Origin of the sequence: Paenibacillus sp. B-A-8 (assembly GCF_048572915.1) — a bacterium.
GTDB lineage: Bacteria > Bacillota > Bacilli > Paenibacillales > Paenibacillaceae > Paenibacillus_AQ.
In genome coordinates this window covers 5005614-5029818 of sequence record NZ_CP183882.1, presented here as the reverse complement: position 1 = coordinate 5029818, position 24205 = coordinate 5005614, and the positions used below count along the sequence as shown (strand labels likewise).

Below are 24205 nucleotides of genomic sequence, written 5' to 3'. Positions count from 1 at the left end.
GTTGTGTGTACTTCCATTTTTACCTGAGAAGTTTTTTTGCGCTTGAAGAGATTGAGCCAGATCATGCTGAAAGAGACGGTCCGTTCGCGTAGCGTCCGCATAGAACGATCAGTCCCTGAGATTATCGCATCTATAGATTTAGAGAATCCGAGACAACTTACGATACGCACGTGGAGATATCCCCTCATTCGCCGAAAATACTCTACTGAAATAATGAATATCGGGATAACCGACCTGCTCGCCTACCCTTTCAATCGGCCAATCTGTTTCTCGCAACAGTTTACGAGCTTCCCTATGCCGGATCGAACGGAGGTATTCTCCGGGGGGCATACCGGCGACCTCACGAAAGAGCTTGGCAAAATGGTCTTCATGCATATTCATGGCCGCAGCCATAGATTTGTTGGTCCAGCGTTCTGCTAACCGCTCTTCTATCTCCTCTATTAATGCTCTGATCCGTTCGGTGTGAACAGAAGATTTAGCTGCATCTCGGGAGTTTTGCGATCGGAGCAGCGAAGTCAGAATTCCAAGCAGCAGCCCTCGACAGACCCACTCATAACCGGCAGGCCGCATGGTGAATTCATGAACGAGTTGTTCCATGGCATGAACACATTCGGGAGGTGGGGAGTAGATCGGTTCTTGTGACAATGGCATGAAAGGAGCGGTTACGGCTTCAAAGGCGAATTTATCGTCCATTACTTCATCCTCTTTCACTACCATATCTTCTTCATGTGTAATAATGGATTCCCCAAAGAAATCAAAATGGATTCCAATAAGCTTGGTATCTGAATCTGACAGAATAGCATTCTGATGATATACCCCGGATGAGAGGAATATTAGCTGCCCAGCGTGCAGTATATATTCCTCCGTATCCATCTTTGTTACTAATTTGCCCTGGCGAACATATAGTAGCTCGAAGTCATATAGTCTTCTTCTTGGAAAGGTACAAGTGGGAAGTGTCTGCAATTGTGCATAGTGAATTCCGGGTGACCAATCACGAGAGGGTACCTGCTTTCTCAATGGATAAGACGGATCTTTGTCAGACATGGCACTGCCTCCTGAATGTTTAATAGATTAGACCGGAATAATGCAAAAAGTCTCTTCTTCGCCTAAATAAATCGAACTTATAATCTATTATAATATAATTAAATAAAGGATACAAAGTGTATCTAAGTCTATAAAAGTCTATAACGTCAAAAACGGAAAAGAACAAATATGAGGAGGGTCCAAATGAAAAAGGGAATCAACATCTGGTCGTTTCGAGAGGGAACAGAAATTAAAGAATGCGTACGTCTGGCCAAAGCGGCTGGATTTGAGGGTATCGAACTGTCATTAAATGAGACAGGTGAACTTGGCTTGCAAACCACTGAGAAGGAAGCACGTATCCTTCGTGATTCTATTAATGAAACGGGTCTAGAGATTGCGGGACTGGCAACTGGGCTGTATTGGTCTTATGCGATGACAAGTGAATCTGAAGCTAATCGAACTAAGGCAATCGACGTATGTAAAAAGCAACTGGAGCTCGCGGCTGTGCTTGGTGTAGATACGATTCTTGTCATCCCTGGCGCTGTTGGTGTGGATTTTATCGAGGGCTGTGAGGTTGTTGATTATGAAAAAGCTTATGATAGAGCACTGGAAGCGATTAGTCATTTAGCCAAGGATGCTGAGCAAGCAGGCGTTTCCATTGGACTTGAGAATGTATGGAATAAATTCTTGCTGTCTCCGCTTGAATTACGTACTTTTATTGATACGGTGGGTTCCAGTTATGTAGGTTCTTATCTTGATGTTGGGAATATCGTCCATTCCGGTTATCCAGAGCAGTGGATACGGATTCTAGGTCACAGAATTAAAAAGGTGCACTTCAAAGATTACCGCCGTACGGCTGGCGGGCTTCACGGATTTGTTGATTTGCTCGCTGGGGATGTGGATTATCCGGCAGTCATGAAAGCGCTTGATGAAATTGGATACAACAATTATGTTACAGGTGAAATGATACCGTCGTACACACATTATACAGAGCAAATTATTTTTAATACTTCCGCAGCTATGGATGCCATCCTTGGACGCACCGCATTCAAAGCTTAGAGTAGGGAAGGAAAAGTAATATTCAGAGTCGGACTGGTAGGATTGGTTTCATGGTCCGAATGAACTTTGATAATTAGAGCGAGGGTACCATGTATTTTGTGAGAAACCGATGGCCAGACACTCTGCCGAGGCTTGGAAAATGGTAGAGGCGGCGCGGTCAATGCACAGGCAGATTGGACACTGGATGGTGCTTGGATAGCACTTGATTGATTATTTTTCATTTAGCGGGGGAGGATTCACTATGTTAAGAATAGGTTTGATTGGCTTTGGATTTATGGGACGGATGCATTTTGATAATTATGTTCGCTTAATGGAAGAGGGGCATCCCATCGCCCTTAAAGCCATTTGTGATTTGCGAATTGAGGAACTAAAAGACGGTAAAGCGGACGGTAATATGAGTACCGCTCAAGAAGTGTATGATTTAACAGCTTACAATCTCTATGATGATCTGGAGAAAATGATTGCGGGTGAGGAACTGGATATGATCGATATTGCAGTTCCTACTTACCTGCATGCTGAAATGGCTTGTTCGCTGCTAGAACGTGGATATCATGTCTTCTGTGAGAAGCCGATGGCTAGAACTTCAGTAGAAGCGCAGAAAATGGTAGAAACCGCGGAGCGCAGTGGAAAGAAGCTGATGATCGGACAGTGCCTTCGTTTTTGGCCAGGGTATGAATATTTGAAAGAAGTTGTGGAAACTGAGCAATTTGGTAAAGTAACGGAAGGGTATTTCTACCGTGGTTCAGGAGCTCCTAAAGATTGGTTTCTGGATGAGAAGCTAAGCGGCGGAGCTATCCTGGATATGCATATTCACGATACGGATATGATTAATTATCTATTCGGCAGACCGGATAAAGTATCGACTTTAGGAAGGAATGTTCTCCCAGAAAGTGGATACGATATTGTTTCTACACACTATTTTTATAAGGATGCAAAGGTGATCAATGCTCAGGTGGACTGGACGCTGGAGGGCGACTTTGGTTTCTACATGGGGTACAGGGTTAACTTCGAACGAGGAAATGTTGTATTTGATGGTAGTGGAGTCAAGGTGAATCCCAATGATGGAGCAGGCTTTACGGTAGAGCTTTCCCCGGATGCGGGTTACTACAGAGAGTTGGTTTACTTCCTGGATGCGATTATTCAAGAGAAGCCTATCGTTATATGTACGCCGGAGAGTGCAGCAGAATCTGTGGAGATCATAGAGGCGGAAGTACAGTCAGCGAATGCCGAAGGGGAATGGATTGCACTTAACTAACAGGATATAGAACATGGATAGGCGTGCCTAGAGGATAGATCATTGTAGATGATTCCTCCAGGCACGTCTTTTTGGCCTGTATTTTCGTCTATCCTTATTTGCGCTGGAATTTTGTATTGTCCCTAGCATAGTGCGATACGGAGCCGTCATATCTTCTTAAACGTACCTGTTCATCGGAGAACTGTTCCACAATTCCTGAGGCTACCTCTGAATACATTCCATCAGGGTCAAGCTGCAGAGCAGAAATATAAGTTTGGGATAAAGCGGCTATAAAAAAATCAATATTTTTATTAAGTGTATGTGGCATGGTATTCCCTCCGGTGATATCTTCAACATGTATGAATGTATAATCCTAAGGAACTATTTTACCACGTTTTGCTGATGATTTTGAGGAGGAATTACTTGGTTTTGGTCAAAAATATGCGAAATTTGGTTGTAATTATATATATTATCCGAAGATCACCCGTGGGCAGGTAGCGAAGTTGTTTCGCTGTCTGCCCTTTTTTTACATTCTGGTTTGAAAAGAATCCTGCGGACGGATATGATTTGTGTAATGAAAGGATGATCGCCAAATGACAGAACAGATTCAAAGAGCCAAGGAGTTATACACACGATTTCTGGGTCATTTTTTAAATATGCATAAGGCAGGTTTGCTTAAAGAGTATAAGAGTTTTGAAATTCCTAGAGAACAAGAATTAGAATGGCTGAATGAATTAGCCTTGGAGTACGCCGAGCAGTTGTCGATCCGGGATTGGGATGCGATTACTGCACTAGACGCTTTATCGAGAAACTATCAAGACAGCTGGATTGTGGAGAAGGTATCTTCCTTTGCCTTGCGGAATATGATGAGTGCGGACAGTTTGGTTAGATTAATCTACGCAGAGAAACTGGTTGAAATCATTGGCTCTCATAAACAAGTGATCTCAAAAGAACTGTTATTTGAGGCCTGTAAGGCTGCCGTGCAAATCCTCGAAAATGTAATTTCTCAGCCGCTGGTCATTGACCCTGGACATGATCTTAAGGAGCTTGGCCTTAAAGATAAAAGAGCTTTGAACAGTCGTGCAGAGCAAAGTATGGAACAGGTGAAGGTACTGATTAATTAACCGTTGGAGGGATAATATGAGATTACTCGTAGCGCAACCCAATCACGAACCCCATTTGGAGCATTTGCTCAAAGAAATGAGCAGGCAGGATTCTTTTGACGCGGTGTTGTATCCGGAAGGTTATGTAGCAGATGAGGTCAGTGTGAAGACTTTATGTGAACTCGCCAAAACATATAAGAAGCTGATCATTACAGGATATAGGAACAGCAATAACAAGGATAGAGCGCTGATGATTCATCCTTCGGGGGATATCATTTTGGAACGAGCGAAATCACCGATGGATGAACAGCTGTATCGCCCTTCAGTTGCGGAAGCGGATAGTCTCCGTATTGGTTATTTGCTGTGTGTTGAGCTGCTGCAGGGATACATAGGTTTGGAAGGACAAGTAGAGTCGTTAGATTTCATCGCGCATCCGATTGGGGTGGGCATGTTCAGCGAAGAACAGTTTACATTATGGATCGAGGAAGCCACTAGGATTGCCATTAAATATAACACGATGATCATTGGGACAAGCCATGCTGACGGATCTTACCGAAATTGCGGAATTTCGATTCCCATCTCTTATTGGATCAATTCTACTGGAGAACCTATTTATATTTCGAGCAATGATACGAGAAGTCGCATTCTTAATCTCGAGACAAAGCAGGTTGATGTTCAAGATTAAGGAGCGGCTGAAGTTGACATACTGTTGTCAAATTGGGTGTGCTACGATTTCATAACAGATTAACTCTGAAGATCTATAGAAGAAAATGAGGGATATTCAATGGCTGAACCTTTAAAAGTGATGTACAATGAACAATTTCTGCATAATTTCGGCGAAAAGATTCGCAGTGTATATAGTGTTTTCGACACGGATGCATTTGTAATTTCGGCTATGTCGGAACCCTGGGATGCGCTCGAACTGAAGGCAAGGATGCGACGGATTACGGAGACACTGGGAAGTCATTTACAGCTTCCCTATGAGGAAGCACTGGCGATTTTGTTCGCCATTACTGAGGATTGTGTAGGATTTCCATACTTGATCTTTCCGGATTTTGTAGAGGTATTCGGGCAAGGAGCTGAACATTGGGAGTTGTCCATGCAGGCGCTGGAAAGGTTCACATCGAAATCGTCGGCAGAATTTGCGGTTAGACCGTTTCTCATTCGTGAACCGGAGCGGATGATGGCGCAAATGCTAGTATGGTCGAAGCATCCTGATGAGCATGTACGCCGGTTAGCAAGTGAGGGTTGTCGCCCTCGACTACCCTGGGGACAGGCGCTCCCGATGTTTAAGCTTGATCCAGCCCCTGTGCTGCCTGTACTTGAGCAACTGAAGACAGACTCCTCCCTATATGTGCGCAAGAGCGTGGCCAACAATTTGAACGATATTGCGAAGGATCACCCAGAAGTGGTACTTGAGACCGCACGCCGCTGGATAGGTACAGATCCCCTCACAGACTGGATTGTGCGGCATGGTTGTCGTTCTTTAATCCGTAAAGCTAATCCGGAGATCATGGCTTTATTTGGATATGCGGAGCAAGCAGACGAAGCAACACCACTCATAACGAGTGCTTCTATCACGATTGATCCTTCCATCCTGCGGATTGGAGAAAGCTCCGAATTACAATACGAGCTTCAAGTTTGTGAAGGAACTCCTGCCCGTGTTCGAATAGAATATGGCATCTATTTCGTGAAGGCTACAGGTCGAACCTCTCGTAAATCTTTCTTACTATCAGATAAAACAGTACCTGGGGGTACAATTCTGTCTGGCAAACGGACGCATCGCTGGGCGGATTTAACCACTCGCCGTCATTATCCCGGGGAACATCAGATAGTGTTGTTGGTTAACGGGCGGGAAGTAGCAAATACGGTGCTGAAACTTGAGGGGGATGAGTAAATGAAAAAAGAAGTATTGATTCTTTTAAGTAATCCAATGAATTTCCAGTGTGAGGAATGGGATTTTATCAGGAATAATGAAGGCATGAAAAAAAAGGTGTTCTCAGGTCATATAGACTTGAGAGCACCTTTTTGTTTATTTTTTCACTTCAGTAACACCAGTTACTTTTCCTTGATCCGAGGTATCGAAGGTGGATTGATACTTAGCATCTGCGAAGTAAACATTCCCTTCAACCGTTGCATTTACTAAGCTGAAGCCATCCGCTTCTACGTATACATCACCAATAAATGTGCCGCCTTGAATACGAGCGTTTTTACTCTTGATCGTAAGTTTTGGTGCAGTCAGTTTATAGGAGTTAGTGATATTGTGATCTGCATCTTGTGTGTAGAGAGCAATTTTACGGGCGGGTTCATCTTTATTCGTAAATTGTCCGTCCAGTACGAGATCCTCGGTGAAGGTCAAGTCTTTCAGTGTAGCAGCTATCCAAGTACCGTCTGCACTGATAGCTTTTTTAAAGGCCTCTTCATTATCCACTACTGAAGCTGAGGTTACAGCATCTGTGGTGTTATTTGGGGTATTAGTGGTACCTTCGTTATTGGCGTTGCCAGGTGTAGTGGTGGCGGTAGGGGTGACGTTGGCATTGTTATTGGTTGAGTTTCCGCATCCGACCAATAGCACAATTGCAAATACTGCGGCTACGCTTGCTATCTTTCTCATCTGTATAACCTCCCTGAGTAATTGTACTGATATCCTTCGAGCTTACTATAGACTGATTAGTTAATATTAATGTGGTGCTTTGCTTGTGGACACAATAATATTTACCGATCATTCTACAAATGGTAATATAGGCCTGGACATCTCTGGCGTATAGTATGAACTGAAAAGTGTAATTTATACGGAGAAATTTGCGAAAAATAACAATCTACTTTCGATGAAGAAGCATTTTGGATTACAATAAGTTAAGGTGAAAAAGGAGCTATACCAATGGCTAAACAGAAGTATTATGTAGTATGGGAAGGCAAGCAACCGGGAGTCTACAGCACTTGGGCAGAATGTCAGGCGCAGACCGATCACTATACCGGAGCCAAATATAAATCTTATGAATCTAAAGCGGCGGCAGATGCGGCTTACACAGCAGGTTGGAAAGGCAATTGGGGAACAGGGTCATCTGCATCTGGCGCGGCTAAGTCTAAGGGGACAAGTTCTTTTAAACGTAGCGCATCAGTAGAGACCTCAGCAGAAATTGATTACGACAGCATATCAGTAGATGTAGGAACTCGCGGCAATCCGGGTCCAGTTGAATACAAAGGCGTGGATACACAAACCGGAGATATCATTTTCTCTTGTGGGCCGATTAAAAAAGGAACTAATAATCTTGGTGAATTTTTAGCGATTGTGCATGCCTTGGCGCTGCTGAAGAAAGAGGGAAGTAAGAAGACGGTCTACAGTGACTCTGTGAATGCAATGAAATGGGTAAAGCAGAAAAAGGTTGCGACAACCTTGCCGCGCGATGCTTCAACAGAGGAAATTTGGGTGCTTATTGACCGGGCAGAACGTTGGTTGCAAACCAATACGTATGACAATAAAGTGCTGAAATGGCAGACCAAAGAGTGGGGCGAAATCAAGGCAGATTACGGTCGGAAATAGGTGAAGTAAGGTTCTGGGTTTCGGCTTGAGGAGGAGAAACGGGATGTTCGGCAACGATTGGGATGAGATATTACAGGAAGAAATGCAAAAATCTTATTTTCTAGAGCTTATGGATAATCTGGAAAGTGAATATAAGGATTATACGGTCTATCCGCCAAAAGAATTGCTATTCACGGCGTTAAGGCTTACGCCATATAGTGAGACACGGGTTGTTATTCTGGGTCAGGATCCCTACCATGGTGCGGGACAAGCTCACGGCTTAAGCTTCTCTGTAAATCCGGGCGTGCGTATACCGCCTTCACTGCGTAATATTTATACGGAGCTAACGGAGGATGTCGGAGTACCGATTCCTAACCATGGGTCCTTACTGAGATGGGCAGAACAGGGAGTGCTTATGCTCAACTCAGTACTAACGGTACGAGAGGGAGAGCCGAATTCTCATAAAGGTTTAGGCTGGGAGACATTCACAGACGCTATAATGAAGAAGTTAAATGAAAGAACTACACCGATAGTTTTTATTTTATGGGGAAGTCACTCACAAAAAAAAGGCGCCTTTATAGACCAAAGTCGACATGAGGTTATTCAGTCTCCACACCCGAGTCCGCTCTCTTCCTATCGTGGATTCTTTGGTAGTCGTCCTTTTTCGAAGGTCAATCAGTTTTTGGAGTCGAAGGGAATGAAAGGGATCGATTGGTTCATTTCGGACTTATAGCTAGTGGGATGTTGGGAAGGAGGAGGGGGCTATGAAGCATTGGGTAGGTAAACCGGTTATCATGTACTGTGGTGAAGAACCTTACATAATCATGAAGGGCATTCTGCGCAAATGGGATCTTTCTGCTTCTGTAGCGGTTATCGGTCATCAGGAAATTGCCGTGCCGTTCCAGGATATTGTGGTCATCAAGGCTTTGGCTCCTAGAGAAAGAGCGCTGCCTCCAGTCTTGCATTCTGTGGGTTATGTGATGAGGGAACGGCAGCAATTTGATAACGCAGTATATTTTAAATCGGCAGTGAGCGTGTGGAAAGAGGATCGGCTGATTGCTCTGAACACGACCATCGTTTCGCATACAAAGGGTTCAGTTACACTACAGGATGGACAGAACCTTATGAAGGGCAATCACATCTTTGTAGTTCGTTCTTTACGGGGGTAATTATTTTAGTTCCTCTATTAAGAAAAATAAAAAGGTGCGTCTCCAATTGGAGGCGTACCTTTTTATTTATGTAACTTCAGACAGTTCGTATAACTTCTTAGCAAACGTTATAGCTGTTCATTCTTCAGAGGCTCAGCCTCTTCCTCTCGATCTGCAACAATTATCTCATACACTCGCAGGAAAATAATTTTGGCAATCATATAGACGGGCAGTGCAATTAGCACGCCAATAATACCGTAGAAATCACCGCCTATAAGAACAAGAAGGACAGTAGTTAGTGGATGAACATCTAATGATTTTCCGTAAATGATCGGTGAGAGTACGTTATCTTGGATTTGCTGAGCAATGAATATGACGACCAAAGACCATATTGCCATTGTAGGTGACTCAATGAATCCAACAATAACTACCGGTATTCCCGCAAGGAAAGAACCCACATAAGGAATGAAATTGAGCGGCACAGAAATTACTGCGAGCAGCAGTGAGTAAGGCAGTCCGATGATAAGGAATCCGATATATAACATAATACCGAGTACGACGTTTAGCACCACACGTGTGACAATGAAGCTGCTCAGTGCGCTGTCGATATCCCCGAACATCTCCTTGCCTTCCTTACGGTATTTTTTCGGGATTAGACTCTGTAATTTAGGGGATAGCTTATAGTCATCTTTCAGCATGTAGTACAGAATGATGGGCAAGGTAGCGATTAGAATAACAATACTGGAAACTACGCCGATCAAATTGGACATCGAATTGGTCACCCAAGTAATAGCATCGCTTAGATATTCTGATATACGGGCAGCTATGTCAGAGTCTCCTTGGAAAAAACGTGACAATGACGGATTGTCCCTTAATGCATTGAACTGATCTTGTAATCCCTGAACGAGATAAGGGGTGTTATCAATAAAGTTCTGAATTTGTTCTTGCAGCGTCGGCCAGACTAGAACCCAGAAGAGAATGAACAATCCCGCAAATAGGAAATAAATGAGCAGGATGGAGAGTGTGCGGTTTAATTTTCTTTTTTCAAGAAGCCTTACTAACGGCCGTAACAGGTAGTACATGAAACCTGATAGTACCATGGGAACGAGTAATAATCTGAAAATGGCAGCCAGTGGTGCGAATAGAAACATTACTTTAGAGCCTAAGTACAAAATAAGTAAAAAAGCGATAATAGCAAGACTTGTCCGAAAATACTTCTGTTGTTGCAATAGAAACATCCCCCAGTTTCAAAATAATAATCTATGTAGTTTAATAACCCTAATTCACATGTCTTGATTCAAAAGAGTGGATTACTCTCCGGTAGGTAGTTCTTGGCATATCCGTGGAGGATGACCATTTGACTAAGGCTACGCCAAGTAAGAGGTTCACAATTTATAACCATAACATCATCATTTCAATCACTTAGGGGCTTCGTAGATCATCTTGATTTCCGTCTAGAGGATTTTCTCGTGGATAGAGTGAATATTTCTGGCACTATAACCTCTCCTCCGCTTTCCTTTGTAACCTGTCTTGCCTTGACGAGAGATAAAAAAGCAAAAAATTCCCCTAAAGTGGCCAGTGCGGCAGCGATGATTTCATAATCTTCAGCGCTTAATTCTGAAGTTTCTTCCTGATTTACATTCCCATTGTTATTTCCATTGCTTTTAGCATTGCTGCTACTGCCCGTTTTTTTGTTATTTCTTCCGTTGGCCATTTCTGATCACCCGCTTTTCCCTATATGTAATATTAATATGATTTAAAGACCGTTAAGGAGATAGGCGACTGGTATCTAATTTTCTGAGGGGGCTATCCAACCTTGGAGATAAGCTGAGATCAATCCATTTATTACATTTTGTTAGAGTGTCATTTTTAATGTTAAAGCGCTTTACAGATGATGAAAACGCTGTTAAAATCATAAACGAGCACAAACGATCAATAACAGTCATAAATAATCAATTAATGATCATGAATTTTCAAAGATAAGCGCAATTTATAGATGGGATGGCGCTGTAACTTAAAGGAGCGAACCACGATGTTGTTTGAGGAAGAGAGAAAACAAAGAATCGTGCTTTTTGTGGAAAAGAATTCAAGAGCTTCGGTACAAGAGCTAAGTCAGGAACTGGGTGTATCCGAGTCCACTGTACGCCGTGACCTGAAAGAGCTTGAAGAAGCTAAGTTGTTGAAACGAACACATGGCGGGGCAGTTTCCCTGCAGAGTGTCAACTTTGAGGCGTCCTATCCAGATAAAGAAGATCGCTTGTTGGATGAGAAGCAGAGGATTGCACGCAAGGCTGTAGAGATGATTGAGGAAGGCGATGCTATTCTGCTGGATGCTGGAACAACAACGCTGCAGATTGCCAAAGAATTAAAGACTTTTTCTAATATCAAGGTGATTACGAATTCAATCATGGCGCTCAATGAGTTGAGGGATTGCCGGAATATAGAAGTTTCGATTACAGGTGGTATGCTGCGGCCCGATACACTGGCTTTTGTAGGACCGATGACAGAACGTTCTTTAGAAATGGTGCGAGTGGATAAAACCTTTCTTGCAACTAACGGATTGGACCTACGAGAAGGCATCACGACTCCAAATATGCTTGAGGCTGCGACTAAGCGCAAAATGATCTCGGTTGCGAAGCAAGTGATTCTGCTCGCTGATCATAGCAAACTGGGTCAGGTATCCTTCTGCAAGGTTGCCGATGTGATGGAAATGGACCACTGTATTATTGATTCTGGTGCATCTGACAAGTTCATCCGTGAGCTCACGCAAATGGGCGTTGACGTCTCTCTGGTATGACCCTAGACAGATGATATTTTTATGGATAGAAACTGCCTTAATTTGAGTGGTAAGGAATCATCGTAAGATCGTTTGGAGAAATTACATTTGCCGCATGTTCAAGCGGTAATCTAATGGCTTAGAAAACCAAAATAATTGAGGGATAACAATGATCTATACAGTAACGCTAAATCCTTCCATTGATTACATCGTGGAAGTTGAAGATTTGAGACTAGGTGATTTGAACCGGATGAAACGTGATTTGAAGCTTCCCGGTGGTAAAGGGATTAACGTGTCCCGCGTGTTAAATCAGCTTGAGGTTCAGAATAAGGCTATAGGCTTCCTTGGTGGATTCACCGGGCGATATATTGAGGAATGGTTGCGGAAAGAATCAATTTCTAGTGATTTCGTATTTGTTTCTGATGATACCCGAATTAATATCAAACTTAAGCATGGAGAAGAGACAGAGATTAACGGTGCAGGGCCTGTCATCAATGATACGGAGGCTGATGCGCTGTTGCAGAAGCTATCCGCTTTGAACGAGGCTGATGTTGTGATCTTGTCGGGAAGTGTTCCCCCATCGCTTGGCGCAGATTTCTATGACAAGTTGATATCTGTATGCAAGCAGAGAGGGGCCGAATTTGTAATTGATACTACAGGGTCAGCGCTGAAAATGGCACTCCCTCATCAGCCGTTGCTCGTTAAGCCCAATCATCATGAGCTTGCAGAGCTATTCGGCGTTACGATACAGACTAAGGAAGAAATCATTACTTATGGACGTAAGCTGCTGGAAGCAGGCGCGAAGCATGTGTTGGTTTCAATGGCGGGTGAAGGTGCCTTATTCATAACGGATCAGGGGGTATACCACGCCAATGCTCCAAAAGGAACAGTAAAGAATTCTGTGGGCGCAGGGGACTCCATGATCGCTGGATTCGTAGGTACATTATCCTTGACTGGAGATTTGATGGAGGCGTTCCGAGCAGGTGTTGCCTCAGGAAGTGCAACGGCGTTCTCAGATGACCTGGCAAATAGAGAATTCATCGAGAAACTTAGACCGCTGATCGACATCTCAGAAGTGTAAGCTAACAGCATTCAAAGTACTCAAGGGAGTTGGAAGACATGAAAATTACGGATTTAATGATAAAAGATACAATGATTATGGATTTAAAAGCAACCACTAAAGAAGGGGCAATTGATGAATTGATTGCCAGTCTTGCCGCAAGTGGTCGTATCAATGATCCTGTTCTATTTAAAGAGATGATTCTGAAGCGTGAAGAGCAATCCAGTACTGGGATTGGTGGCGGTATCGCAATGCCACATGCTAAGACTAAAGCGGTGAATGAAGCGACAGTTGTGTTTGCCAAGAGTGCGACAGGCGTCGAATTCGAATCGCTTGATGATGAGCCGGCTCGGATTTTCTTTATGATTGCCGCCCCAGAAGGAGCGGGCAACATGCATCTTCGTACATTGGCCTCGCTGTCCAGACTGTTGATCGATAGTGAATTCATTGAACAGCTGATGAATACCCGAACGCCAGCTGAGGTATCCGCCTTGTTCGATGCGAAGCAGGCGGAAGGAGAAGCCAAGGAGAAAGAGAGCGAAGCTGCTGAAGCTGTTAAGAAGTCAGAACCTGAAAAGCTAATTATCGGCAACCCGGATTCCCAAGCATTCGTCGTAGCTGTTACAGCTTGTCCTACCGGAATTGCGCATACCTTTATGGCTGAAGATGCGCTCAAGAAGAAGGCTCTGGAAATGGGAGTTAATATCCGTGTAGAAACGAATGGTTCTGAGGGAGCCAAGAACGTCTTAACAGCCGATGAAATTCGGCGTGCAAGTGGTGTAATTGTCGCAGCGGATAAACAGGTGGAAATGGCTCGCTTCGATGGTAAGCCTGTGCTGCAGAGACCGGTTAGTGACGGTATTCGTAAATCGGAAGAACTTATTCGCAAAGCAATGAACGGCGATGCACCGATCTACCATAATGAAGGCCGCAGTGGCAATGAGGGAGAATCAAAAGAGAAGTCAGGTAGTATCGGCAGTAAAATATATAAGGACTTGATGAACGGTATCTCCCACATGCTGCCGTTTGTAGTCGGTGGTGGTATTCTGCTGGCGATCTCCTTCCTGATTGAACAAGTCGGCGGAGAGGATCATCCACTATTCCAGTTACTGCAGACGATTGGTGGCGGCGATGGTGCCTTCCATTTCCTAATTCCTGTCCTTGCAGGATTTATTGCGATTAGTATTGGTGATCGTCCAGCCCTGATGCCGGGTATGGTTGGCGGTTACATGGCCTTGAATTCCAATGCTGGATTCCTCGGCGGTCTGGCTGCAGGTTTCTTGGCTGGTTATGTTGTTATCGGTCTGCGCAAGGTGTTTGCAGGTCTGCCAAAAACGCTCGACGGATTAAAGCCAATTCTGTTATATCCGGTATTTGGTCTATTGATTACCGGTGGATTGATGTATTACCTGTTCGATCCGATCTTTAGCTGGATGAACGTAGGGCTCATTAATTGGCTTAACGATCTTGGAACCGTTAATGCAGTAATTCTGGGTCTCGTTCTTGGTGGAATGATGGCTATTGATATGGGAGGTCCTTTCAATAAAGCGGCCTACACTTTTGCCATCGGGGTATTCACTACCAGTGGAAATACTAACGGATTCATGATGGCAGCTGTAATGGCAGGCGGTATGGTTCCTCCACTTGCAATAGCGCTTGCTACTACCTTCTTCAAGAATAAATTTACAGAATCAGAACGTAAATCAGGGTTAACAAACTATGTATTGGGCTTATCGTTCATTACAGAAGGGGCGATTCCATTCGCCGCTGCCGATCCATTGCGTGTTCTGACCTCTTGTATCCTAGGTTCAGCCGTAGCTGGTGGTCTCACTCAGTTTTGGAATATCAACGTCCCAGCACCGCATGGCGGGATCTTTGTAGCCGCACTTTCGAGCCACGCATTGTTGTTCCTGTTGGCTGTTCTGATCGGATCTGTTATTTCCGGATTAATGCTAGGATTATGGAAGAAACCTCTTGAGGCAAAATAATAAAATAAGTAATTTGAACTGCTGGGTGCCGGACGCTTCTTCTGGTGCTCGGCAGTTTTTTTGAATATAAGAATTTGTATGTTTACTCTAAAAACTACCCCTCTTTTTTCGCAGAAACGATCATCTTCCCTGAGAGGACGCTGAAGGCGTTTCTTAACTTGACCGCGTATTTCCCTCAACCCTTGCGAGAATAATCTCCTTACATGGGGTTTATTTTTGTATAATTGAAAATATATATAACAAGAGGGCAAAGGAGCGAGCGAGATGATACTGCATAAGGGGGAAGTCTTGTTCCGTCAAGGGGACAGCTGCGAATTCTTATACAAGGTGAAAAGTGGGCTGTTCAAGGTAACAAGACTTCATGAAAATGGGAACATGGTGCTGTTTAACATCTTGTATCCCGGAGAGATGGTTCCCCATCATTCACTCATTTCGCCAAAGGAGGCGCATGGAACAGCAGTTGCGATGATGAAGAGCGAGGTGGAGGCAGTCCCTTCAGCGGCATGGTATCAACAGTTAAGTGAAGATCCGGGTCAAGCGATGGAAATCGCCAGGCTGCTCCAAGAGAAGGTGCGATTTATGCAGACACGCCTGGATCACCTTACCGTAGGTACCCCTGCAGAACGCCTGGAATTGCTTACCCGATGGTTCAATGACTACTCACATGGCGCAATGCTAACAGAGTTATTGACACAGGAAGAAATAGGACAATTGATCGGTGTGAGGCGTGAAACAATCAATCGATTGCTACGGAGTGTAGAGTGACTCCTGCTTTTTTATAGCAAAGTGTTTAGAGTGGGGGATCTCCGTGGTATAATGTATTCAGAACTTATTAAATTAGAGAAAGGATCAGGATACCATGTGTCCCCGAAGGACGATTCCCCAAAGGACGATTTGGAAACGTTATGATCTGTCTTATACTTAGCTTCCCTGTAGAAGGTGCGTGAACCGTTGTTACTCGACGAACCGCCTCTGCGAGGGGAAGGAGTATATATATGCGAAGGAGCAACACCTCCGGTTTTACCCGTCGTAGAGGTTGGTGGGACGTTTAGCCGCCATATACGATAAGGGGAGACCTGTATGAGGAACCACAATCACGGAGTGAATGTACTGCTCCGGTTGACAGTCATTTTGTTTGGAACATTTTTGCTTGCATTTGCTTATTATCACATCAATTTTCAGAACCATTTGTCTGAGGGCGGATTCGTTGGGTTATCGCTGCTCGGCAAATACGTATTAGGAATATCACCTTCAATTTCAACTCTGCTTCTAGACGTTCCAGTACTCTTGATTGCATGGATGTTCAAAGGGAAAGCGTTCGTGTGCAACACTTTTGTTTCTGTAGGAGCTTTTACAATCTTTTACGGACTCATGGAACGTTATTCCGATTTGGTCATTAACTTGCAGGGCAATTTGGCATTAGCAGCCCTTTTGTCTGGCGTACTGACAGGTTTAGGCGCGGGAATTATTCTTCGAAGCGGCGGCGCAAGTGGTGGAGACGATATTTTGTCGCTGCTGATCAGTGAATGGAAGGGAATTAAAGTAGGTACAGTATTCATCATGTTGGATGTCATCGTTCTGGCATTATCACTCTTTTATATGCCTGTTAAGGAAACAATGTATACCGTGATGGCGGTAGTCGTAGCTGGCTATGTGATCACTTTTACAACCTCTTTAGGCAAACCAAAGTTAGTGAAGGCGCCAAAGATTCAGTCTACGCTGCGCAAGCCGCATGATGGAACTGTAATGTGAAGAAGGTTGGTATAAACAGCTTTTTTCGGGGATATACTACGATTAAGGTCAGCCAGAATTTCTGGTTGACTTTTTTTTATTGAATAAGTGACTAATTTAAAGGGGTTGCAGCAGCTCTCAGGGTTTGCTCGGACGTTTCGCTCATAACAAAAGGTGGCGTACAGTGAAAATCCTGTACGCCACCTTTTAGTTAATTTAAGACTCTTTTGTGCTCGTCTTTGAATCGTGTAGAGACATTTGCGACCAGCTTGCCCCTTTTATTTAGCCCACGGCATTCGTGATAGCTTCGCATTCGTCCGAGCAATGACCACTATGCTGTGTTTCACAGTCCTCACAGCAAATATGCTGTAGATGGCAAGCATCGTTGGCACAGTTGATGAATTGGTCAGCTGGCTGACCGCAGTGATGGCAACGACCAACAACGATATCCTCGTCGGTATGATTAATCTGTACGGAGATCCGCTCATCGAAGACATAACATTTTCCATCAAACAGTTGGCCCTGTACCTCAGGGTCTTTACCATAAGTGACAATGCCGCCATCCAGCTGGTACACCTGCTGGAAGCCTTCCTTCATCATAAACCCGCTTAATTTCTCGCAGCGGATTCCGCCTGTACAGTAGGTCAGGATTGGTTTATCTTTTAGCTCGCTCATATTCTCGCGAATCCAGTCCGGGAATTCTTTGAAGCTGTCTACTTCAGGGCGAATCGAACCGCGGAAATGACCAAGATCGAATTCGTAGCCGGTACGACCATCTAGAATTACCACATCATCGCGCTGCATCATTTCATAGAAATCTTTAGGCGCCAGATGCTCTCCAGTGATCACGTTAGGGTCCAGTTCATCCTCGACCCGGAACGTCACGAGTTCCTTTTTATAACGAACGAAGATCTTTTTGAAGGCATGACCATCAGCCTCATCGATCTTGAAGACGATATCGCTAAACAGCGGATTTGCGCGTAAATCCTTCATGTATTGCTCGGTTTGGGCAATCGTTCCGGACAGTGTCCCGTTGATGCCCTCATCTGAGATGAGGATTCGTCCTTTTACGTCAAGCTCTTTGCAGTAAGCCAAATGCTCCTGAGCGAATTGTTCTGCATCCGGCACTTTTACAAATTTATAGTATAGCAGAATTGCATATTCCGATTGTGGTTTCATTCTTTTCACCTTTATCATTAGAATTAGACTACTAAATAAACGTTTAAGTATAAAAAGTATTGTAACATATTATCAAGACTTGAAAAAGATACTCTTGAAGCGGTAATGGTTAAAACTTGGATATTAATAAGAAAAACAGCGTAATGAATATGTCTGAATCATCATGCATATGGGGGATTAATCTGCGAAGTGGCGGCGCGAGTGGATGAGCTGATATTTTGTCGCTACTGATCAGTGGATGTGGGAGTCAAAGTAGGTACTGTATTCATCATGTTGGATGTAGTTTTTTTGGCGTGATCACTCATTTATATGCCTGTTAAAGAAACAATTTATACATGATGGCGACTGGTATAAACTGCATTTTTCGGGGATACTACGATTTAGGTCAGCCAGAATTTTGGTTGACTTTTTTGCTGGAAATAGGTAAATAACATGGGTAGTCATGATTGGCGAAACCGTGAATCACAACGCACGTATTAATTTTCATTCGAAGAGTCACATCGTGACTTTAATAATAAGGAGGAACTACGGGATGAGTGCTCACGAGATTGATTATGTCATTATGGGCGAGGAAATTCAGTGTGTGGAGGTACAACTTGACCCCGGAGAGAGTGTAGTTGCCGAAGCTGGAAGCTTCATGATGATGGATCAGGAAATTACGATGGAGACGATTTTTGGTGATGGTAGTGGGGGTACGCGCGGTAGCGGACTGATGGGTAAGCTGATGGGTGCGGGCAAACGTCTGTTGACAGGGGAAAGCTTGTTCATGACCGTATTTACACACAGCGGTTCTTATGGAAGAAAAAGTGTCACTTTTGCTGCTCCATATCCAGGCAAAATCATCCCGCTTGATCTTCAGCAATACGCTGGAAAAGTGATCTGTCAAAAGGATTCATTCCTTTGTGCGGCGAAGGGCGTCTCGATCGGTATTGAATTTCAGCGTAAGCTGGGTACGGGCTTTTTTGGCGGAGAAGGCTTTATTATGCAAAAACTGGAGGGTGACGGCCTAGCATTCGTACACTCTGGCGGTTATGTTATGGAACGCACACTTCAACCGGGAGAGACGCTTAAGCTGGACACGGGTTGTCTAGTCGCTATGACGTCTTCTGTGGATTATAATATTGAGTTTGTAAAAGGGGTCAAAACCGCGCTATTCGGCGGCGAGGGCCTGTTCTTTGCTACGCTGCGCGGTCCCGGTAAGGTGTGGGTGCAGTCGTTACCATTCAGCCGTATGGCTGACCGCATTCTGTCCGCAGCCGGTAACAACGGACGCAAAGAAGAAGGCAGCGTGCTTGGGGGACTTGGTAATCTGCTGGATGGCAGATAGGATTGGCCGAGGTTGATGGGTAGAGTGATGCCCCAGAATAGTGCGACTTGGCCCAAATGGGGCGAAAGAGGTGCATAAATCCCCAAGATTAGTGCGAATTGGCCCGAATGGGGAGAAAGAGGTGTATAAATCCCCTAGATTTGCAGGATATGAGCAAATCCAGCCACCAAATCGAGCTAACCTAACACCCTTAACGTTCCGGTTCAGTTTCCTTCAATAAACCATTGGTTACTTATGTTCGATGTGATATCGCCGTTTGATGTTTTTATTATCGACTTTGCGATGCCCACTGCTACTGTATCTGCAACTAACTATATAGTGAGACCCGTGAATGATTATGTTCATTCACGGGTCTTTTTTTAGAGATTGGACTTGGGATAGTTTAAGTCATAACCATTAAATACTAGCCTTGCGTTACGCATGACGATCTGCCTCCCGTTACGCATGAAGTCTGCCTCGCTTTACGCATGACGATTTGTCGCACAATCCCCTAACGATTTGACTAACCCTCTCCACGATGTATATATTATTTGGCAAACCCCTATATTGTTAAGGCTGTGACCGGAGGCATGATATGTTCAAAATATTTATTATAGAAGATGACCGTGGACTGGTGGCTCTGCTACAGGATTATTTACATAAATTTGGATATGAGACACAGGCGGTGAATGATTTCGAACGGGTTCGCACTCAGTTTGAAGCGTTCGCTCCGCACCTGGTTCTATTAGATGTTAATTTGCCAAAATACGATGGGTATTACTGGTGCCGTCAGATTCGCGGGATTTCCACTTGTCCTATCCTTTTTATATCTGCCCGTGACGGCAAAATGGATCAGGTGATGGCGCTGGAGAACGGAGCGGACGATTATATCACAAAGCCTTTTGATTATGAAATTGCGATGGCCAAAATCAAAAGCCAGCTACGACGCGCCTACGGCACTTACGCGGGAAGCAACAATGATCGTGCCCTAACCGTTGCCGGAATGACGCTGGATGTGGAGCGACTAATTCTTACTCGAGGAGAAGTCAAGGTGGACTTAAGCCACACCGAAGCCAAAATACTAGATGAGCTAATGCAAAAGTCGGGAACCATCGTTACCCGCGACAGACTGCTCGAGAAAATCTGGGATGATCAAGCTTTCGTAGATGAGAATACACTTAATGTCTATGTCACTCGTGTACGTAAAAAGCTTGCCGTTCTAGAGATTACGGACGGCCTACAAACCGTTCGAGGCCAAGGCTACCGCTTGATTTCGAACTGGGGGGATGAGGAATGAAGCTATTTTTGCGGGAGCAGATCCCATTAATTATAGTCTACCTAGCGCAGCTCATCTTGATCACACTAGTCTATCGGCTGGATGGAGGCAGTGGTGTGAGCGTAAGTCTGTACGCAGCTCTTCTCAGCACTTGTCTGCTGCTTGGCTACCTCGCTTATCGGTATATCAGCAATCGTACATTCTATGAACGGCTGGAGACAGTTCCCTCCTCTCTAGATGAAGCCGGCGGCCCTACTCAGGATTCTCCGCTTGCCGTGAGTTTACGAGGACTACTAGGGTCACAATTCCGCCTCTACAAAAATGATTTACACAGCTACCGCCACAAGCTGGAAGAACATATTCATTTTATTAATCAGTGGGTGCATGGGATGAAGACACCCTTGTCTGTCATCCATTTGATGATCCAAGATAAGGACGGACCGCCTTTTACAGCGATAGGTGATGAACTGGATCGTCTGAAAAAAGGACTGGATACCGTACTTTATACGGCTCGGCTAGATACTTTTGAGCATGACTTTTATGTGGAACGTTTGGATTTGGAAACCTTAGTACGTGGTGTAACCTCAGAGCAGAAACGTCTGTTTATACGTAACCGTATATTTCCTACTATTAAAATAGATGAGCGAATCACCGTAACCTCAGATGAGAAATGGTTAAGTTTTGTGCTGACACAGATCATTACAAATGCGATACGTTATACGACGGAAGTCGGCAAACATGTTTATTTCTATGGGTACATACAAGAGGAAAAGAGAGCAGTTCTGGAGATACGAGATGAAGGAGTTGGCATACCGGCAGGTGATCTGCCGCGTGTGTTTGATCCTTATTTTACAGGTGTAAATGGACGAACCTTTCAAGAATCCACGGGGATGGGTCTATATCTTGTGAAACAGATCTGCGGAAAGCTTGGTCACGAGGTGAGCATTTGCTCAGAAGAAGGTAAGGGTACGACCGTGCGGATAGTGTTTAGGGAGTCCTACCTTACAAATATGTAAGGTAATTGTAAGTTTGATAAATGGCAGCCTGTGTATACACTTTGTATAATGAAGGCAATCCAGTCGAAAGAAGGAGAGGTAACACTTGCCCATTCTAGATGTTCATAATTTATCAAAAATATATGAGGGTAAAGTGTCCACTCAGGCATTGAATCATATCCGCTTTTCTGTTGAAAAAGGGGAGTTCGTTGGCGTAATGGGACCTTCGGGGAGTGGGAAAACAACACTGCTCAACACGATCGCCACCATCGACCAGCCGACCTCCGGTCAGATTCTGATCAACGGCCGAGATCCCAATCTGCTTAGCAGACAAGAAAAGGCACTCTTTCGCCGCCATGAGCTTGGTTTCGTCTTTCAGCATTTCAATCTGCTGGATACGCTCACTGTAGAGGAGAATATTGTGCTGCCTCTCACGCTTGCTGGTGTCCGTGTAACGGAAATGGAGAGCAGGTTGAAAGAAGTAGCAAGCATGCTGGACATTGAGCATTTGCTGCAAAAAAGAACCTACGAGATTTCAGGTGGACAAATGCAGCGGACCGCCATCGCCCGGGCGATGATTCATCGTCCTGCACTGATTTTAGCAGATGAGCCTACAGGGAATTTGGATTCCAAAGCTTCAGGCGAAGTCATGAATATGCTGACAGAGGTGAATAAGGAAGAAGGGGCAACCGTGCTGATGGTCACACATGACGCAGTGGCCGCGAGCTTTTGTAACCGAGTCATCTTTATTAAAGACGGACGTTTCTATAGTGAAATGTACAGGGGAAGCAGTAGAGGCGCTTTTTTCCAAAGTATTATTGATATGTTGTCTCTGCTTGGGGGAACTAGCCATGACCTTTCGGCAATTCGCTTATAGAAATGTTACACGTAACAAGCGTAAATATGCGGCTTATTTTGTCGTCAGCGCTTTTTCAGTGATGATCTTTTTTGTGTGCGCTTTGTTTATCTATCATCCGGATATTTCTAAGAGTTTGGTTTATAGTACGGCGGCTCATACAATGATGGCGGCGGAAGCCATTATATATGTGTTTTGCTCCTTGTTTGTTCTCGTATCGGTCGGATCGTTTCTGCAGTCACGGAAGATGGAATTTGGGATTTTATTGATGCATGGAATGACGAAGAAACAGCTCAACACGATGGTATTTTTGGAAAATATGATGATCGGCACCTCAGCCATCCTAACAGGTACTTTACTAGGGTTGATTCTGGGTAAGTTGTTTTTGATGATCGGATCTACTTTTCTAGGGATACCTCTTTTAACGTTTCATCTTCCTTGGCAGGCACTAGTACTTACGATATGCAGCTTTGCACTGTTATTTATGTTAATCTCGCTGAGCACCTTCGCCTTTATAGGGAATGAATCGCTAATGCGGCTGTTTCAGGGAGAGCGAAAAGCTGATGAGGAACCAAAGGTATCCCTCGTGTTATCTATGATCTCTGCTGTATTACTGCTACTGGGTTATTATTTGGCTGCTACTGCAAAAGCGGCTTCGGTTGAAAAGGTGATGTTTCCCGTTGTTGTGATTACGGTGGCAGGAACTTATCTCTTTTATACGCAGCTTAGTATTTATGTTGTTAAATTGCTTAAGACGATTCGGCGCTTGTATTGGAACCATACCAATATGATTACATTATCGGGTTTGTCCTACCGCTGGAAAGAGAATGCCCGAATGTTTTTTATGGTGACGATTGTGTCCGCAGTATCTTTTACTTCAGTGGGGGTATTCGCATCGATCCATACGCTTTCCAGAGAGCTGAAATTGGATTATCCGGCAGCTGTTGGTTATGTAGCCAAAGGCGATCAGACACCGGTACTTTTTGAGCAGCATTTGGAAGAAATTAAAGATGAGCTTACAACGCTCGCCTTACCTTATGAGACACTTAATATTCCTATCAAATACGCAGAGGTGGAATCTCAGACTGGGCCAGATCGCACGTTAAGGCTTCCCTTGATTGCTTACAGTGATTATAAGCTTGCTTTGCTTCGTGCAGGGTTTACGACGGATGAGCGCCCTCTTAGTGGAGATGAAGGACTGGTGATGATCGGTTCGCAACGAGATCGGAGTCTGACAGCGGGTAGAGCGAAGCAGGTCTACACCCTGAAGCAAGGTCTTTCCATTCGTGAAACGGGGTATACCCAGCATGTTCCGATAGCCGAATATCTGTTGCCGGAGCTTGATGGAAGGGATGGAGGAGACTTCAGCGGAGTTGTGATCAGCGATGAGCTATACAAGGCTATTGATCCCGTACAGACTGATTTGTATACAGGATTTTATATGGATGACTTCCCGCGAACGGTTGGTATAGCGGCGGATCTTGCCCATAAAGGCAAACGATCCTATGAAAGTAACTCTCCATACGCGATTGTGGTTAGCGGCACGCTGTTTGAAATACAGAGAACACTGTATAACACGATGCTATTTGCTTCTTTACTGGTGGGTACTGTCTTTTTCATTGCAGCAGGCAGCTTCCTTTACTTCCGGCTATACACAGATCTAGATCATGATCGTCATCAATATTCTACATTGTCCAAAATGGGACTTACAGATCAAGAGCTAAACCGAATTGTAACGATTCAATTGTCGTTGTTGTTTTTTGTGCCAGTTGGGGTTGCTATTTTGCATAGTGTGTTTGCCTTTATTGCGCTTCAGCGGTTGTTCTACTTATCAATTGCTGTGGAGACAGGGGCTGTATTGATGGGCTATTTGGCTGTCCAGGGACTTTACTTCTTTTTTATTCGCAGCCGTTATTTACGCAACTTGAAGAAGAACTTGATTTGAATA

Annotated in this window: 24 protein-coding genes and 1 pseudogene; 19 read left to right on the top strand and 6 right to left on the bottom strand. The window is 44.3% G+C overall.

The genetic code is table 11. The features are described from left to right. Window positions 1–138: 138 nt before the first annotated feature. On the bottom strand, window positions 139–1044 hold the full coding sequence (locus tag ACN6MV_RS22800; protein ID WP_419884922.1) for a helix-turn-helix domain-containing protein: 906 nt from the start codon (window positions 1042–1044) through the stop codon (window positions 139–141). A gap of 183 nt (window positions 1045–1227) precedes the next feature. On the opposite strand from ACN6MV_RS22800, the gene ACN6MV_RS22795 reads away from it, so the two are divergent. The 3 genes and pseudogenes from ACN6MV_RS22795 (at window position 1228) to ACN6MV_RS22785 (ending at window position 3337) form a co-directional block, all read left to right on the top strand. Further along, window positions 1228–2082: a sugar phosphate isomerase/epimerase family protein gene (locus tag ACN6MV_RS22795; RefSeq protein ID WP_419884921.1), complete on the top strand. Its 855-nt coding sequence runs from the start codon at window positions 1228–1230 to the stop codon at window positions 2080–2082. Window positions 2083–2167: 85 nt separating this feature from the next. Continuing rightward, window positions 2168–2281: pseudogene (locus tag ACN6MV_RS22790) on the top strand (Gfo/Idh/MocA family oxidoreductase); the annotation flags it as partial. Window positions 2282–2323: 42 nt separating this feature from the next. After that, a complete protein-coding gene (locus ACN6MV_RS22785) occupies window positions 2324–3337 on the top strand; it encodes a Gfo/Idh/MocA family protein (RefSeq protein ID WP_419884920.1) in 1014 nt (337 codons plus the stop codon). A 94-nt stretch (window positions 3338–3431) separates the two neighbouring features. On the opposite strand, the gene ACN6MV_RS22780 is transcribed toward ACN6MV_RS22785, so the two are convergent. Further along, window positions 3432–3644, bottom strand: coding sequence for a hypothetical protein (locus ACN6MV_RS22780; RefSeq protein WP_042129966.1), 213 nt, complete (start codon window positions 3642–3644; stop codon window positions 3432–3434). Between the two features lie 265 nt (window positions 3645–3909). Between ACN6MV_RS22780 and ACN6MV_RS22775 the strand changes: the two genes are divergently transcribed. The 3 genes from ACN6MV_RS22775 to ACN6MV_RS22765 all read left to right on the top strand — a co-directional run bounded on the left by ACN6MV_RS22775 (window position 3910) and on the right by ACN6MV_RS22765 (window position 6316). Next, window positions 3910–4440: a hypothetical protein gene (locus ACN6MV_RS22775; RefSeq protein WP_042129965.1), complete on the top strand. Its 531-nt coding sequence runs from the start codon at window positions 3910–3912 to the stop codon at window positions 4438–4440. A 16-nt stretch (window positions 4441–4456) separates the two neighbouring features. After that, complete coding sequence (locus tag ACN6MV_RS22770; protein WP_419884919.1) at window positions 4457–5104, top strand: hypothetical protein; 648 nt, start codon at window positions 4457–4459, stop codon at window positions 5102–5104. A 99-nt stretch (window positions 5105–5203) separates the two neighbouring features. Continuing rightward, a complete protein-coding gene (locus tag ACN6MV_RS22765; protein WP_419884918.1) occupies window positions 5204–6316 on the top strand; it encodes a hypothetical protein in 1113 nt (370 codons plus the stop codon). A gap of 135 nt (window positions 6317–6451) precedes the next feature. On the opposite strand, the gene ACN6MV_RS22760 is transcribed toward ACN6MV_RS22765, so the two are convergent. Next, complete coding sequence (locus tag ACN6MV_RS22760; RefSeq protein WP_419884917.1) at window positions 6452–7033, bottom strand: hypothetical protein; 582 nt, start codon at window positions 7031–7033, stop codon at window positions 6452–6454. A 267-nt stretch (window positions 7034–7300) separates the two neighbouring features. On the opposite strand from ACN6MV_RS22760, the gene rnhA reads away from it, so the two are divergent. The 3 genes from rnhA to ACN6MV_RS22745 are packed head-to-tail and all read left to right on the top strand — an operon-like array spanning window position 7301 to window position 9111. Further along, window positions 7301–7963, top strand: a complete 663-nt coding sequence (gene rnhA / locus ACN6MV_RS22755; RefSeq protein WP_419884916.1) for a ribonuclease H — start codon at window positions 7301–7303, stop codon at window positions 7961–7963. 43 nt (window positions 7964–8006) lie between these two features. Then, entirely contained in the window at window positions 8007–8675 is a 669-nt protein-coding gene (locus tag ACN6MV_RS22750) for a uracil-DNA glycosylase (protein WP_419884915.1), read from the top strand. Between the two features lie 31 nt (window positions 8676–8706). Continuing rightward, window positions 8707–9111 carry a hypothetical protein gene (locus ACN6MV_RS22745; RefSeq protein WP_419884914.1) on the top strand — a complete coding sequence of 135 codons (405 nt, stop codon included), beginning with the start codon at window positions 8707–8709 and terminating at the stop codon, window positions 9109–9111. 107 nt (window positions 9112–9218) lie between these two features. On the opposite strand, the gene ACN6MV_RS22740 is transcribed toward ACN6MV_RS22745, so the two are convergent. Together ACN6MV_RS22740 and ACN6MV_RS22735 are read right to left on the bottom strand one after the other, a co-directional pair. Continuing rightward, window positions 9219–10328, bottom strand: a complete 1110-nt coding sequence (locus ACN6MV_RS22740) for an AI-2E family transporter (protein ID WP_339287497.1) — start codon at window positions 10326–10328, stop codon at window positions 9219–9221. 200 nt (window positions 10329–10528) lie between these two features. Further along, on the bottom strand, window positions 10529–10804 hold the full coding sequence (locus ACN6MV_RS22735) for a hypothetical protein (RefSeq protein ID WP_419884913.1): 276 nt from the start codon (window positions 10802–10804) through the stop codon (window positions 10529–10531). Window positions 10805–11086: 282 nt separating this feature from the next. Between ACN6MV_RS22735 and ACN6MV_RS22730 the strand changes: the two genes are divergently transcribed. The 5 genes from ACN6MV_RS22730 (at window position 11087) to ACN6MV_RS22710 (ending at window position 16666) form a co-directional block, all read left to right on the top strand. Beyond that, window positions 11087–11887, top strand: coding sequence for a DeoR/GlpR family DNA-binding transcription regulator (locus ACN6MV_RS22730; RefSeq protein WP_156114843.1), 801 nt, complete (start codon window positions 11087–11089; stop codon window positions 11885–11887). A gap of 148 nt (window positions 11888–12035) precedes the next feature. Further along, window positions 12036–12947: a 1-phosphofructokinase gene (gene pfkB / locus ACN6MV_RS22725; RefSeq protein WP_076120670.1), complete on the top strand. Its 912-nt coding sequence runs from the start codon at window positions 12036–12038 to the stop codon at window positions 12945–12947. 38 nt (window positions 12948–12985) lie between these two features. Further along, entirely contained in the window at window positions 12986–14914 is a 1929-nt protein-coding gene (locus ACN6MV_RS22720) for a PTS fructose transporter subunit IIABC (protein ID WP_419884912.1), read from the top strand. Window positions 14915–15178: 264 nt separating this feature from the next. Continuing rightward, a complete protein-coding gene (locus ACN6MV_RS22715) occupies window positions 15179–15679 on the top strand; it encodes a Crp/Fnr family transcriptional regulator (protein WP_042129942.1) in 501 nt (166 codons plus the stop codon). Between the two features lie 315 nt (window positions 15680–15994). Further along, window positions 15995–16666, top strand: coding sequence for a YitT family protein (locus ACN6MV_RS22710; RefSeq protein WP_419884911.1), 672 nt, complete (start codon window positions 15995–15997; stop codon window positions 16664–16666). Window positions 16667–16927: 261 nt separating this feature from the next. Here the strand turns inward: ACN6MV_RS22710 and ACN6MV_RS22705 are convergent, their stop codons facing one another. After that, window positions 16928–17824, bottom strand: a complete 897-nt coding sequence (locus tag ACN6MV_RS22705) for a rhodanese-related sulfurtransferase (protein ID WP_076120668.1) — start codon at window positions 17822–17824, stop codon at window positions 16928–16930. A 532-nt stretch (window positions 17825–18356) separates the two neighbouring features. Here ACN6MV_RS22705 and ACN6MV_RS22700 point away from each other — a divergent pair. The 5 genes from ACN6MV_RS22700 to ACN6MV_RS22680 all read left to right on the top strand — a co-directional run bounded on the left by ACN6MV_RS22700 (window position 18357) and on the right by ACN6MV_RS22680 (window position 24202). Then, entirely contained in the window at window positions 18357–19151 is a 795-nt protein-coding gene (locus tag ACN6MV_RS22700) for a TIGR00266 family protein (protein ID WP_042129938.1), read from the top strand. Window positions 19152–19725: 574 nt separating this feature from the next. Beyond that, window positions 19726–20427 (top strand): response regulator, encoded by a 702-nt coding sequence (locus ACN6MV_RS22695; protein WP_419884910.1) that lies wholly within the window; start codon window positions 19726–19728, stop codon window positions 20425–20427. Beyond that, window positions 20424–21422 carry a sensor histidine kinase gene (locus ACN6MV_RS22690; RefSeq protein WP_341114316.1) on the top strand — a complete coding sequence of 333 codons (999 nt, stop codon included), beginning with the start codon at window positions 20424–20426 and terminating at the stop codon, window positions 21420–21422. Before ACN6MV_RS22695 ends, ACN6MV_RS22690 begins: the two co-directional genes overlap by 4 nt. 85 nt (window positions 21423–21507) lie before the next feature. Next, entirely contained in the window at window positions 21508–22278 is a 771-nt protein-coding gene (locus tag ACN6MV_RS22685) for an ABC transporter ATP-binding protein (RefSeq protein WP_042129933.1), read from the top strand. After that, window positions 22253–24202 carry an FtsX-like permease family protein gene (locus ACN6MV_RS22680; protein WP_419884909.1) on the top strand — a complete coding sequence of 650 codons (1950 nt, stop codon included), beginning with the start codon at window positions 22253–22255 and terminating at the stop codon, window positions 24200–24202. Before ACN6MV_RS22685 ends, ACN6MV_RS22680 begins: the two co-directional genes overlap by 26 nt. The last annotated feature ends 3 nt before the right edge of the window (window positions 24203–24205 follow it).

Bases quoted from the DNA above. Each gene is read 5' to 3' on its own strand.
- ACN6MV_RS22735 (WP_419884913.1), bottom strand. From the start codon at position 10,804: ATGGCCAACGGAAGAAATAACAAAAAAACGGGCAGTAGCAGCAATGCT.
- ACN6MV_RS22800 (WP_419884922.1), bottom strand. From the start codon at position 1,044: ATGTCTGACAAAGATCCGTCTTATCCATTGAGAAAGCAGGTACCCTCT.
- ACN6MV_RS22715 (WP_042129942.1), top strand. From the start codon at position 15,179: ATGATACTGCATAAGGGGGAAGTCTTGTTCCGTCAAGGGGACAGCTGC.
- ACN6MV_RS22680 (WP_419884909.1), top strand. From the start codon at position 22,253: ATGACCTTTCGGCAATTCGCTTATAGAAATGTTACACGTAACAAGCGT.
- ACN6MV_RS22730 (WP_156114843.1), top strand. From the start codon at position 11,087: ATGGGATGGCGCTGTAACTTAAAGGAGCGAACCACGATGTTGTTTGAG.
- ACN6MV_RS22705 (WP_076120668.1), bottom strand. From the start codon at position 17,824: ATGAAACCACAATCGGAATATGCAATTCTGCTATACTATAAATTTGTA.
- ACN6MV_RS22710 (WP_419884911.1), top strand. From the start codon at position 15,995: ATGAGGAACCACAATCACGGAGTGAATGTACTGCTCCGGTTGACAGTC.
- ACN6MV_RS22700 (WP_042129938.1), top strand. From the start codon at position 18,357: ATGAGTGCTCACGAGATTGATTATGTCATTATGGGCGAGGAAATTCAG.
- ACN6MV_RS22740 (WP_339287497.1), bottom strand. From the start codon at position 10,328: ATGTTTCTATTGCAACAACAGAAGTATTTTCGGACAAGTCTTGCTATT.
- ACN6MV_RS22720 (WP_419884912.1), top strand. From the start codon at position 12,986: ATGAAAATTACGGATTTAATGATAAAAGATACAATGATTATGGATTTA.
- ACN6MV_RS22765 (WP_419884918.1), top strand. From the start codon at position 5,204: ATGGCTGAACCTTTAAAAGTGATGTACAATGAACAATTTCTGCATAAT.
- rnhA (WP_419884916.1), top strand. From the start codon at position 7,301: ATGGCTAAACAGAAGTATTATGTAGTATGGGAAGGCAAGCAACCGGGA.
- ACN6MV_RS22750 (WP_419884915.1), top strand. From the start codon at position 8,007: ATGTTCGGCAACGATTGGGATGAGATATTACAGGAAGAAATGCAAAAA.
- ACN6MV_RS22775 (WP_042129965.1), top strand. From the start codon at position 3,910: ATGACAGAACAGATTCAAAGAGCCAAGGAGTTATACACACGATTTCTG.
- ACN6MV_RS22745 (WP_419884914.1), top strand. From the start codon at position 8,707: ATGAAGCATTGGGTAGGTAAACCGGTTATCATGTACTGTGGTGAAGAA.
- ACN6MV_RS22695 (WP_419884910.1), top strand. From the start codon at position 19,726: ATGTTCAAAATATTTATTATAGAAGATGACCGTGGACTGGTGGCTCTG.
- ACN6MV_RS22780 (WP_042129966.1), bottom strand. From the start codon at position 3,644: ATGCCACATACACTTAATAAAAATATTGATTTTTTTATAGCCGCTTTA.
- pfkB (WP_076120670.1), top strand. From the start codon at position 12,036: ATGATCTATACAGTAACGCTAAATCCTTCCATTGATTACATCGTGGAA.
- ACN6MV_RS22795 (WP_419884921.1), top strand. From the start codon at position 1,228: ATGAAAAAGGGAATCAACATCTGGTCGTTTCGAGAGGGAACAGAAATT.
- ACN6MV_RS22770 (WP_419884919.1), top strand. From the start codon at position 4,457: ATGAGATTACTCGTAGCGCAACCCAATCACGAACCCCATTTGGAGCAT.
- ACN6MV_RS22785 (WP_419884920.1), top strand. From the start codon at position 2,324: ATGTTAAGAATAGGTTTGATTGGCTTTGGATTTATGGGACGGATGCAT.
- ACN6MV_RS22690 (WP_341114316.1), top strand. From the start codon at position 20,424: ATGAAGCTATTTTTGCGGGAGCAGATCCCATTAATTATAGTCTACCTA.
- ACN6MV_RS22760 (WP_419884917.1), bottom strand. From the start codon at position 7,033: ATGAGAAAGATAGCAAGCGTAGCCGCAGTATTTGCAATTGTGCTATTG.